General features: G+C 38.6%; 13 protein-coding genes. 1 reads left to right on the top strand and 12 read right to left on the bottom strand.

Annotated features, from left to right (window positions below; genetic code table 11):
• Positions 1 to 150: 150 nt before the first annotated feature.
• The 12 genes from A3G19_RS12115 to A3G19_RS12060 all read right to left on the bottom strand — a co-directional run bounded on the left by A3G19_RS12115 (position 151) and on the right by A3G19_RS12060 (position 9,530).
• Complete coding sequence (locus tag A3G19_RS12115; protein WP_294873111.1) at positions 151 to 657, bottom strand: hypothetical protein; 507 nt, start codon at positions 655 to 657, stop codon at positions 151 to 153.
• Entirely contained in the window at positions 654 to 1,289 is a 636-nt protein-coding gene (locus tag A3G19_RS12110; RefSeq protein WP_015654176.1) for a hypothetical protein, read from the bottom strand. The genes A3G19_RS12115 and A3G19_RS12110 overlap by 4 nt, the downstream gene beginning before the upstream one ends.
• Positions 1,286 to 2,821, bottom strand: coding sequence for a hypothetical protein (locus A3G19_RS12105; protein ID WP_294873109.1), 1,536 nt, complete (start codon positions 2,819 to 2,821; stop codon positions 1,286 to 1,288). The genes A3G19_RS12110 and A3G19_RS12105 overlap by 4 nt, the downstream gene beginning before the upstream one ends.
• 8 nt (positions 2,822 to 2,829) lie before the next feature.
• Positions 2,830 to 4,080, bottom strand: coding sequence for a M99 family carboxypeptidase catalytic domain-containing protein (locus A3G19_RS12100; protein ID WP_294873107.1), 1,251 nt, complete (start codon positions 4,078 to 4,080; stop codon positions 2,830 to 2,832).
• A 48-nt stretch (positions 4,081 to 4,128) separates the two neighbouring features.
• Positions 4,129 to 5,082 (bottom strand): L,D-transpeptidase family protein, encoded by a 954-nt coding sequence (locus A3G19_RS12095; RefSeq protein ID WP_015654173.1) that lies wholly within the window; start codon positions 5,080 to 5,082, stop codon positions 4,129 to 4,131.
• Positions 5,076 to 5,954 carry a GTPase Era gene (era, locus tag A3G19_RS12090; protein WP_015654172.1) on the bottom strand — a complete coding sequence of 293 codons (879 nt, stop codon included), beginning with the start codon at positions 5,952 to 5,954 and terminating at the stop codon, positions 5,076 to 5,078. The genes A3G19_RS12095 and era overlap by 7 nt, the downstream gene beginning before the upstream one ends.
• The gene (rplI, locus tag A3G19_RS12085; protein ID WP_015654171.1) at positions 5,947 to 6,393 is read right to left on the bottom strand and encodes a 50S ribosomal protein L9; all 447 of its coding nucleotides are present in this window, start codon (positions 6,391 to 6,393) and stop codon (positions 5,947 to 5,949) included. The genes era and rplI overlap by 8 nt, the downstream gene beginning before the upstream one ends.
• Before the next feature lie 13 nt (positions 6,394 to 6,406).
• Complete coding sequence (locus A3G19_RS12080; protein ID WP_015654170.1) at positions 6,407 to 7,147, bottom strand: ferredoxin-thioredoxin reductase catalytic domain-containing protein; 741 nt, start codon at positions 7,145 to 7,147, stop codon at positions 6,407 to 6,409.
• A 12-nt stretch (positions 7,148 to 7,159) separates the two neighbouring features.
• Positions 7,160 to 8,377 (bottom strand): argininosuccinate synthase, encoded by a 1,218-nt coding sequence (locus A3G19_RS12075; protein WP_015654169.1) that lies wholly within the window; start codon positions 8,375 to 8,377, stop codon positions 7,160 to 7,162.
• Positions 8,378 to 8,463: 86 nt separating this feature from the next.
• Positions 8,464 to 8,718 carry a hypothetical protein gene (locus A3G19_RS12070; protein ID WP_015654168.1) on the bottom strand — a complete coding sequence of 85 codons (255 nt, stop codon included), beginning with the start codon at positions 8,716 to 8,718 and terminating at the stop codon, positions 8,464 to 8,466.
• Positions 8,699 to 9,079, bottom strand: coding sequence for a flagellar export chaperone FliS (gene fliS, locus A3G19_RS12065; RefSeq protein ID WP_015654167.1), 381 nt, complete (start codon positions 9,077 to 9,079; stop codon positions 8,699 to 8,701). The genes A3G19_RS12070 and fliS overlap by 20 nt, the downstream gene beginning before the upstream one ends.
• Positions 9,080 to 9,134: 55 nt before the next feature.
• Complete coding sequence (locus tag A3G19_RS12060) at positions 9,135 to 9,530, bottom strand: flagellar protein FlaG (RefSeq protein ID WP_015654166.1); 396 nt, start codon at positions 9,528 to 9,530, stop codon at positions 9,135 to 9,137.
• Between the two features lie 95 nt (positions 9,531 to 9,625).
• Between A3G19_RS12060 and A3G19_RS12055 the strand changes: the two genes are divergently transcribed.
• The coding region (locus A3G19_RS12055) for an MFS transporter (RefSeq protein ID WP_294873105.1) at positions 9,626 to 10,790 on the top strand (1,165 nt) is incomplete at its 3' end.

The raw sequence follows: 10,790 nt of genomic DNA, 5'->3' as shown, positions 1-10,790 counted from the left end.
TTCTCCTACACTTGTCCCTTTTACGGAAGAGATATTGAAAAGCTCATAGCTACAATCTGCCTGTAAAGTTGGAGATAGAAGGGCAGCCGTGGCAACGGATAACATAAACGCTCGTGCATGGTGTTTAATTACAGATGTCATGATACTTTCCTATTTGGTGATGATTTTAATATTATTATTTTGTTTGGTTAAAAACAAAATAAGCTTTTGATCTTTTTTCCCGGTTAGTAAAACAGAGTTTTGTTTTACTTCAGAAAGGGTAAAGTTTCGAACACTATCCCCTATTTTATACCATTTACCAGTGATTAAGACACTTTTGTTCATAACAGCTAAAAGGCGTAGAGGTTCTTCCACAACTTTTGGTTGACTTAGAGTGGCGATACTACTTCCTAATTTTGGAGGAGCAAGGAGTTTTGAGCCATTCGTAGCAATCGAAAGAGGCTTTTTCATTTTCATTGGATCACGCAATGAATTGATAAAACCCTCCGGTACACCCACGCGAGAGGGTAAAATAGCTTGAATTTGTTCATCTACCCATGCCAGTTCTTTATCTTCATGCGGTTGAACTGTAGTGATATTCTCCGTGCTTGTGGGGATAATTACAGCGCCATTCAGTGCAAGAGCACTGATTAATCCTAAAAGTAGGTATTTTTTCATTGTCGTACAATCCCCCATACTGAGATATTGAGGTCACTTTTTAGCTTCTCATCAGCGGAAACATTAAAATTGTGAAGATCAACGACCAAGTGGCTTTGTTCAAGGGCATTAATAAATTTAAGGGTGTTTTTATAGGGTCCTTCAGATGCAATCCTAATATCTAAAACGTGCCCGAAAGAGCTATTGTCCGTTTGAAGCGTATTGCCAAATTGTGCTAATTTCACATTGTAAGTCCGTGCATAACGAGATACAGAATCAAGATATGCTCCCCATACTCTTTCATCATAATACAAAGATGAGATTTGCTCTAACTGCTCTTTGATATAAGTATTATATTGAATGTATAGGGTATGCTGTCTCTCAATTTCCATGGTCTCTTGTTCAATTTGAGTAATCCGTTCTGGTGGGTTTGCCGCCAAATATTGCTTATCTATGTTGAGGTCATTTTCCACTTTGAGCGCTTTTTCATGAGAAACTTTAAAGCTTGCTTCTGAGCTTTCCCAAAACAATAAGTAGGAAAATGCAAACAAAGAAGCAAAAATCATGACATAAAGCATCATTTTATCACGATCGCTCTTTTGTGCAAGGGATTGATCTAGGGAATAAAGGTAGTCTTCGATTTGTAATTTCATTTGATTACCGCCTTGAGCTCACTGAGATAAGATTTCTCTTCTTCATTGTAAGAAATCAATTCAAGATTAAAATCGTATTGATTACGTTTAGAATCGGTTAAATGTTTTAAGAGCGCAGTAATGTCTTGAGTTTTTGTTGATGTAAGCCCAAAAGTAAAAGTTTTACTGATGTTGTCTTCACTATAGGCTATTGTTTTTAACTGTACACGATACTGATTGAAACTGCGCGTAAAATCAGCCATGATTTTAGCTTTCATAGGGTAATCCACTTTTTTCTCGTGAACTTGTACAAGAGTATCTTGTTTTTGCTTGTAAGCCGTTTTCTGTTCATCTAAAAGGGCTTGAGCCGCGTTTTTATTGGCTGTTTTAAGATTGATAATTGCTTCTCTCTCATTTCTGTCTATGTGCACTTGTGCATACTCGTCTGTTAATACGGCATGGTGAAACTCTTCAACATAGGATAATCCCCAATACACACCGGGATAGAGAAGTGCTCCGGCTAGTGAAGCCGCAACCACTAAAATTAATTTTCCGCTTTCACGTTTTGCAAATGGCGGAGGCCGATGAAATATCGTAAAATTACAATTGTACCGCTCTTCCGCCTGAAGACGTCCATACAAGTGCATCAATTGATGAATCTGATCTACGTTCGCCCCATTGGTATTGAAACCGTACTCAAAATTGAAGGGAGCTGTTTTTAGTCCTAAATAGGTTTGTGCGTATTCATCTAAGCCGAGGATACTTCCTATACTTGTGCCGATGAAAATTTCATCAAATCGTTTGATATCATAAGCTCTTTTCGCATAAGCCATAATATCGCTGATATGAAGAAAAATTTCCCCAAACAACTTGATAAGATTTTTCTGGTAATCAGGGGTAGAGATATTTAGCCCGTCACTCGCGAGCATTGTCGTAAATGTATTGAAGTCAATTTGTTCACCTAAGAGCTCACAAAATCGTTCATGCATCTGTAAAAGAGAAAATTTTAACGATTTTGCATAGATAAACTCTTGCTCATTATAAATACAGAAAAATGCATCATTGTCTTGAAAATAAATGAAACAATGCACATCGGAAGAATCAATCAACTCTTTGACATAAAGTGATTTTAATAACAATGGTACTGGAATAATCTGGTCAATGTATTTTATGGTATCAATTACTTTGACATACTCTTGCTCTAGTGTTAACGGATCAACGACAAAAACATGAAAATAGCGGTCTCCTTCTGTACTCCTGTGGATCGCTTCAACATAGCGTATATGGTATTCAACGGCCATATCCAACGCTAGTTCTTCATATACTTTATTTTCTAGGGCATCATAAACATCATCATCCGGGATATTTTTGCTAATACCGATGAGAGCTGATATAAATCCTTTGGTATTTAAAAAAGAGACAGTGTATTGCTCTTTTGAAAAAGAAGGAGAAGTAGTACTCGATATCGTATTAAATGTTCCACTGTAGTAGTCCCCTTTGTAAGGGTTTGCTGATACGATGGTTGAATAGGTTTGTTGTTGGTTGTTACTCATCCTCTTTCCTATTTAAAATGTACAAGAACCATTCCGCAGAAGCAGTTTTGCCGGTAAAACTCTATTCGATAACTTTTACGAAAAGTATCAATAGCGTATTTTGAATCCAAATCTTTTAATGTAATACGTACGTTACTTTCATCCTTGGCTCCTTTTTTCGTAAAGCCAATGATATTAACCCTCGTATTCGGATCATGATTAACGATTTTAAAATCGGCCGTTGCAAAAAAATCTTTAGCAAATGTCATCTGCTCATATTTTCCGTCAATTAAAACAGTAATAAGATCAGAACATTTCTCTTTCGGATAATAACTTGGAATAAGAGTACTTATCTTTTGGTTACCGATAAAAAGATCATAATGTTGCTGATTTCTCCGAACACTCCCAAGCGGATGGGAAAACTCAAAATCGTTCTGTTTCGATTGTAGCGGAATGAAACTTAAACTGTTTTTTAAATCTTTCAAATTTAAATAAAGATTATTGTTAATGGTTAAAGACCCATGATTTTGAAGAATCTTCTCGATGATATCAGGGTTTAATTCGAGAGAAGACTCGAATTCAATTCCCATGATTTTCATATAGCCCTCAATAGCCTGCAGCTGATAAAAAACTTTATGATGAAGGGTCGGTAGGTTTTTACTGGTTTCAATAGCAAATGCGGGTTTATTATGGGTAACGGCAAAGTAGGTCAGAGAGTGTTTCATGGCTTCATCATCGAAACGGGTATTGGTATTACGGACATCAAATAAATGGTAGTTCTCTATTAAATTTCCATTGAGTCTATGACGCACCTTGGAAGCAATTTCATTGAGATTGCCAAATGGATGAGTGTCATCGAGCGTATTTTGATCAATGACGCATGTTTGTCCCCATGCATTAGGGTTAAAAATGGTATTTTGGTACTCTTTACGGTAAAACCCATGTCCATCATGAAGATTTAAAATAAGTCCGACTTGAGGTTCTCTGATGATAGTTTGAATATCTTTAACGATGCTATAATCAGGATCACGTGGATCAATCTCGGCGAATTTTCGGTTCAAATCACCATTTACGCCACGGCTATTGTTTTGGATGCTCAGCTGATTTAGGTCGGGGACGATCCAAAGGTTCCCTTTTTTGATCGTATAATATTGTGAGAGTAATGCGGTTGCGAAATAACTTCCGGGCTCATTTCCATGAATACCTCCTATAACCAGAAGGGTAGGTGTGTGAAGAATATCCGTTTCTTTTTTGATAAGGGTGAAAGGGTATGCATTCAAGTTACACCACAAAAAAACAGCAATGACTATTTTGCCAAAAGTCATAATCTATTCTTCGGTTAAAATAGATACGGATTGATCACCGTTTAATCGGATTAAAAGAGATTTTTCTCCCTCATATCGGTGGCTTTCACTAAGATAGAGTTGATTAAATGTCACCCAAAAAAGATTTCGTTTTTCTCCGGGGTAGGGGATAATGTTGATATCATTGAAAACGATACTTTTGCTTTCATCTTTGGCAAAGATACGCTCTTTGTAGGATCTGAATTGATTGAAATTCATCCCGTCAGCACGTCGAAAAGAAGAATCATAAAAAGAAAGGTAAGTGTCAAGATCGTTATATGCCCATGCCGATTTCCATTGATAGAGTGACGCTAAAATAGCAGAATATGCAGTAGGGCTTACCCATTGCTTCAAAGAAGAGTCGATTATTAACAGGGTATTTGAGGGATTAATACTTTTATCAAGTTGTAAAAGATCATTATTGTTGATAGCTATGCATCCCTTGGTAAATGGATCACGTGAGCCATTCAAGGGAACGCCGTGTACCCAGATGCCATCCCCGCTCTTACCACGGATACGGTCATACAAATTAGGATATGAAGTTACAAATGCCATGGGCCCATAAAAAGGATCAACGGTTTTTTTCTTTTCGGTAAGGGTATAAATACCGATAGGCGTTTTTAAATCACCTTCAATGTATTTATCTCCTCCATTTTTACCCGTGAAGGCACTGTAGCGTTTTTTTAGTGAAAATTGTTGTCGTGTATTTGGGGTATAGAGTTCCAAAGAACCTTTTTCTTTGCTAACGGTTAAGAGTGAGAAAGCACGTTCAAAATAGCCGAAGCGAAGGTCTTTATTAAAAAGAGAGCCTGCCCAATAAGATGGGCTGTTCATCTCATTTTCGAGTAGTTTTTTCCCACCGCTTTTATAGAGCATAAGCGCATCTGCTGAAAAGAGCAGGGTGGTGGATACTATCGAAATGAGAATTGCTTTTACCATTCGTATCCTAGATCACTTAAGAATTTTTTATCGGTGGTCCATCCCTTTTTAACTGAAACAAAAAGTTCAAGGTAAACCGGTTTGGAGGCTAAGCGTTCAATTTTCTCTCGGGCATTTTGTCCGATCCGTTTGATGGCTGCTCCCCCTTTGCCGATGATGATCCCTTTTTGGGAATCTTTTTCGACAATAATAGTTGCACGAATATGTTCTACCGGAGCATCTTCATCAATTTTATCGATTATAACATCCGACTCATAAGGGATTTCGTCACTGATATTGTCAAAAATTGCTTCACGTATGAACTCTTTATAGATGGTACGTATCATTTCGGTTGTAATGTTTTCAGGATCGTATAGATAAGGAGATTCATCGAGATGTTTGACAATGGTGTCGAGCAGGTCTTTTTTTCCGACATTTTTATTGACAGACATCGGAATAAGGGCTAGAAAATGGTCACTAAAACGGTTGTACTCACCGATTTTTTTGAGGAGTTCAGCTTGCGAAATTTGATCAATTTTACTCAAAACAATAATATGCTTACGTTTATCGGAGTTGATTTCCAAAAATTTTTCATAATGGATTGTTTTATCGGATGCCGGTGCCAGATAAACGACAACGTCACAATCCCCGATGGCTTTAAGTGCCTCTTCAAGCATGTACTGATTGAGGAGCTTTTCAGCCTGATGGAGCCCGGGAGTATCAACAAAAATAATCTGATCGTCATTGTGCATAACGATAGCGTTGGAACGTTTACGGGTTGCATTGGCTTTTTGGCTGACAAGAGCAATTTTTTCACCCAAAATCCAGTTCATGAGAGTGCTTTTTCCCGCATTTGGGCGCCCTACGAGAGCAACAAAGCCAGCTTTACTCACCTTTGATCTCAAGATGAAGTGTTGCATGAATACCGTGACCGAGTTTTAGATCAAGTTCATGTAATCCGGTTGTTTTAATTCCGTGTTTTGCATCAAGCTCTTTCTTGTCGATTTGGATATGGTGTTGAGAATTTAATGCGTCTGCAATTTCATCTTTAGTGACTGAACCAAAAATATGACCGGTATTGCCAAGTTTTTTGGTGATAACCACTTTAATATCAGCCAACTGAGTTTTAATTGTGTTAAGACGTTCAATTTCAGCCGCTTCATGGGCAGCTTTTTTCTTTTGATCCGACTCATATTTTTTTAAAACTTCATTGGTAGCGGCAAGGGCGAGCCCTTTTCCGATTAAAAAGTTTTTACCGTATCCGTCGGCTACATCTTTGATCTCACCGGTTTTTCCGACCCCTTTGACATCTTTGGTCAATAATACTTTCATTTATAATCCTTAATTAACCGCGAACGATTACGCCGCCGTAAGAGACGATACCGTGTGCAAGATTGGAAACTTTGCTATAGCCCATATCGTGCAATATACGTTGACAGTGAGCACTTCGGCTACCAACGTGACAATAAACAATAATATTTTCATCTTTTTCTAATTTAGATTCTGTGAGTGTTTGGAAGAAACTGCTGGTTGGAACCAATACATCGGCACCGGCAATACGTCCCATTTTCCACTCCATCCATTCGCGAACGTCAACCACTTTAAATTTGACCATACCAAGCTCACGTGCTTCGAAAAGAGAAGTGAGTTCATCGCTGTCAATATCACTTTTGGTCAATAGCATTTCACACTCTTCTTTCGTCAAGCCGCGTGAATGTTGATGGGTAACCTCTTCGATTCCCATTTCCATACGTTTTGCTGCCGCATATTCAGGCGTACAAAAAATTTGACAGTGGCATACCCCTTCTTCAGGCAGCTCTTTTTCAATAGCCGTTGTACAAGGACAGAGTCTATTATCGGTACTTTGATATTTCCCATCCACTTCTTCAACCATATAACAAGGACAAAAACGTTTGCTGTACATCATTTTATTACGAGCAAGCCCAAGTTGTACCCCTTCGTTGATCTCTTCTTGAGGATTGTAAGCCCAATTGAATTGGCTGATTACTTTATCGGTAAATTTGATCGTTTTTTCGAGTTCCGCTTGGAATTCATCGGAATTCATATCTATTTTAATGATGCTCATACTCGAATTTCCTTATTTGTTTTTTCGTGCTTTACCGGCAATGATAAAGCGTAGAGCGTTGAGTTTGATAAATCCACCCGCATCTTTTTGATCATAAACAGAGTCTTCTTCAAAGGTACAATATTCAGGGTTGAATAATGAGAGGTCTGAACTGCGTCCGACAACCATTATGTTTCCTTTATAGAGTTTCAATCGAACACTGCCGCGAACATTTTGCTGCGTTTTATCGATAGCCGCTTGCAACATTTCACGCTCAGGTGCAAACCAAAAACCGTTATAAATAAGTTTCGCGTAGCGCGGCATCAACTCATCTTTTAGATGAGCTTCTTCACGGTCAAGTGTGAGTGATTCGATGGCACGGTGAGCTTTAATCATGATGGTTCCACCCGGAGTTTCGTAACATCCACGGCTTTTCATTCCGACAAAGCGGTTTTCAACGATATCGGCACGTCCGATACCGTGGCGTCCTGCAATGATATTGAGCTGTTCTAGCATTACGGCAGGTGAAAGTGCTTTACCGTTTAAGCTGACAGGATCCCCTTTTTCATAGCCGATTTCGATGTATTCAGCCTCATCCGGTGCATTTTGAGGAGATACCGTCCAGCGCCACATACTCTCTTCCGGCTCAGATGCCGGATCTTCAAGAATCCCCCCCTCATACGAGATATGAAGAAGATTGGCATCCATTGAATACGGGGATTTTTTACCGCTCATTTCAATTTTGATCCCATGTTCGGCAGCATATGCAAGGAGCTTTTCTCGTGAGTTCAAATCCCATTCTCTCCATGGGGCAATAATGGTCAACGCACTGTTTTGACCTAAATATCCCATCTCAAAGCGGACTTGGTCGTTTCCTTTCCCTGTTGCACCGTGACTGACTGCATCGGCACCTGTAATACGAGCAATTTCGGCTTGGCGTTTTGCAATCAAAGGACGTGCAATAGAAGTTCCTAAAAGATATTCTCCTTCATAAATCGCATTGGCACGGAACATTGGGAATACATAGTCACGTACAAATTCTTCACGTAAATCTTCGATATAGATATTTTCAGGTTTAATTCCAAGACTGATCGCTTTGGCACGAGCAGGTTCTACCTCTTCGCCTTGACCGATATCGGCGGTAAAAGTGACAACTTCACATTTGTACTCATCTTGGAGCCATTTTAAAATAACACTTGTGTCCAATCCGCCGGAATAGGCGAGAACTACTTTTTTAACCTCTTTTTTCATACATGCATCCTTATCATTGATACCCATACTCCACTATGGTGTAGAGTGAATGACGCGATTTTATCAAAAAAAGGGTGAGAAAAGGGTTAAAATTTGAGATTTAGGGAAGATGGAGGTTCTTCTTGGGTAGATTTGAGAAAATCAAGTGCATTTTTGAGTTGTTGAAGTGTTTGAGCTGTTTGCATTTTCTTTTCTTCCAAGAGCGTTTTACTTTGTTGAAGAAGGAATGCCGCCTCTTCCATTTGTTCAATAGTGTCAAATTGAGGCATCTCATCAAGCAAAGTTGAGATGCGATCAGTCTCTTCAAGAACCAAAGCTGTTTTAAGCTTGGTTAACCACATTGGTACTCTCTTTCCATGCTTCTAAAAGCCCTTTGAATACTTGATTAACTTCATCTAGTTTAGTGCTGTCATTGTAGAGATTCGCTTCAGTTAGAAGACGAAGCTGATAGGTATAAAGAGCTGAAAGATAATGAGAAATTTCACCTTGATTGTAATCCAAAATATTTATTAATTCTGTTAGAACGGCATTGGATCGGTTGATCCAGTATGTACGTCTCTCAATATCATGATCGCTGATAGAGCGTTTAGCCTGCATGTTGAAGCGTAATACTCCCTCATACATCATTTGAATCAATTTTTCAGGTGACTCAACCCCGATATTGTTTTGAGTATAAGCATTGTAAGCAAGATTGGTATGCATAAAAATCCCTTTGATTTAATCGAATAAATAATTAATAAATAGAGTTTGAGGCTGATTAGCCTTTTTGATCAAACAATAATCCGTTAACTTCTTGCATTTTTGGTAAGAGTTGCTCTGCCTGTTCAATCGGAAATCGTCTGAGCATACGGTTACTTTTAGTTTCAATAACGGAGACATAAAAATCTTCCGATGAGTTGTCAAAACCAAATTTTAAAGAGGTATTGAACGGATCAAGTGAACGATTCAGTTGATCAATCAGTTTATCCATTTGTTCTTGAGAATCAACTTTTGTTGTTTTCTCATTAGTGTTGATTTCAGCAACTTTGTCTTGATTAATTTGTGCTTTCTGTATTTGCTGAATACTTTGAGTACTTTGCAACTCTGTTGCGGCAGGTTTTGGCATGGAGGTTTGACTTTGCTGCATTTTGGCAGTTGTTTGTAAAATTTCCATTTGAATTCTCCTAATGAAAGATATGAGACAATTACTACCCCTAAATCGTCAACGAAAATAAAAACTTTAATGACTCGCATGATAATCTTGCGATTATGAAACGCTATTTAACCCTTTTGCGCCATGAACCGCTTTTACGACGTCTCTCTTTAATCCAATTGCTTGCATATTTTGGAGCGTGGTTTAGTAACGTTGCTATCTATACCCTCTTGATCGAAATGGGTGCTGACGCAGCGACGATAGCATTGGTGGCAGCTCTGCATTTTTTACCCGGAGTCTTTCAAGCACCCTTAAGCGGTGTTATTCTCGATCGCATTCACCCCAAACGATTAATGATCATTTTGACTATAATAGAGATTGTATGTACTCTTTCGTTGATTAGCATCGATAATGTAGAGATGTTATGGTTTCTTTATGCTTTAGTATTTATTCGAATGGGGGCTTCGAGTTTTCATTTTACCGTTGAAATGTCGTTATTGCCACGTATTTTGGAAGGAAAATCACTTCAAACTGCCAATGAAATCCACTCGATTATTTGGTCTTTGTCCTACACGTTTGGGATGGCTTTAAGCGGATTAGTTGTTTATTGGGTGGGGACAACCACCGCTTTTTTACTTGATGCCGGATTATTCGCTATAGTACTTATTTTGGCTTCTACGATTAAGATAGAGATTGAATTGTCGAAAAATAGTGACAAATTAAGTGCCATGATGAAAGAAGCATTTATCTATATACGTGCTCATCCTATTGTTTTGCATTTGATGATACTTCATGCTATTCTCGGGGTTACTGCTTTTGATGCTTTGGTGGCATTGGCCGCGAAACATTTCTATTCTCAAATCATAGCAGTATCTTTAGGGATCGGTTTGCTTAATGCTGCTCGTGCATTGGGATTGGTGATCGGTCCGATGGTATTGGGGCATTGGATTAATAATAGACGTTTGGGATGGCTATTTGTCGCTGAAGCAGTTGCCATTATTTTTTGGGCTATCGTCATTGACAATTTTTATCTCTCGATCATTGCTTCCGTCGGTGTCGGATTCGTGACGACAACACTGTGGTCGTATACGTATACTTTATTGCAACACCATACCCATAGTGATTTTTATGGGCGTGTTATTGCGTATAACGACATGATTTTTTTAGGGGTAGGGGCTTTTGTATCCTTGTTAATCGGTTATTTAGCTGTTTTAGGTCTCTCTTTAGGGATGATTACAACTCTTTTAGGTTCTGTTTTTGCATTAGCCGCTCTATATTACA

Origin of the sequence: Sulfuricurvum sp. RIFCSPLOWO2_12_FULL_43_24 (assembly GCF_001829605.1) — a bacterium.
Taxonomy (GTDB): domain Bacteria; phylum Campylobacterota; class Campylobacteria; order Campylobacterales; family Sulfurimonadaceae; genus Sulfuricurvum.
The sequence above is the reverse complement of the archived record's forward strand: the minus strand, read 5'-3'. Positions and strand labels throughout refer to the sequence as shown.

What these genes read in the sequence shown, in the direction of transcription:
- A3G19_RS12115 (WP_294873111.1), bottom strand. Translation starts at nt 657, where the DNA reads ATGAAAAAATACCTACTTTTAGGATTAATCAGTGCTCTTGCACTGAAT.
- A3G19_RS12110 (WP_015654176.1), bottom strand. Translation starts at nt 1,289, where the DNA reads ATGAAATTACAAATCGAAGACTACCTTTATTCCCTAGATCAATCCCTT.
- A3G19_RS12105 (WP_294873109.1), bottom strand. Translation starts at nt 2,821, where the DNA reads ATGAGTAACAACCAACAACAAACCTATTCAACCATCGTATCAGCAAAC.
- A3G19_RS12095 (WP_015654173.1), bottom strand. Translation starts at nt 5,082, where the DNA reads ATGGTAAAAGCAATTCTCATTTCGATAGTATCCACCACCCTGCTCTTT.
- rplI (WP_015654171.1), bottom strand. Translation starts at nt 6,393, where the DNA reads ATGAAAGTATTATTGACCAAAGATGTCAAAGGGGTCGGAAAAACCGGT.
- A3G19_RS12080 (WP_015654170.1), bottom strand. Translation starts at nt 7,147, where the DNA reads ATGAGCATCATTAAAATAGATATGAATTCCGATGAATTCCAAGCGGAA.
- A3G19_RS12075 (WP_015654169.1), bottom strand. Translation starts at nt 8,377, where the DNA reads ATGAAAAAAGAGGTTAAAAAAGTAGTTCTCGCCTATTCCGGCGGATTG.
- A3G19_RS12070 (WP_015654168.1), bottom strand. Translation starts at nt 8,718, where the DNA reads ATGTGGTTAACCAAGCTTAAAACAGCTTTGGTTCTTGAAGAGACTGAT.
- fliS (WP_015654167.1), bottom strand. Translation starts at nt 9,079, where the DNA reads ATGCATACCAATCTTGCTTACAATGCTTATACTCAAAACAATATCGGG.
- A3G19_RS12060 (WP_015654166.1), bottom strand. Translation starts at nt 9,530, where the DNA reads ATGGAAATTTTACAAACAACTGCCAAAATGCAGCAAAGTCAAACCTCC.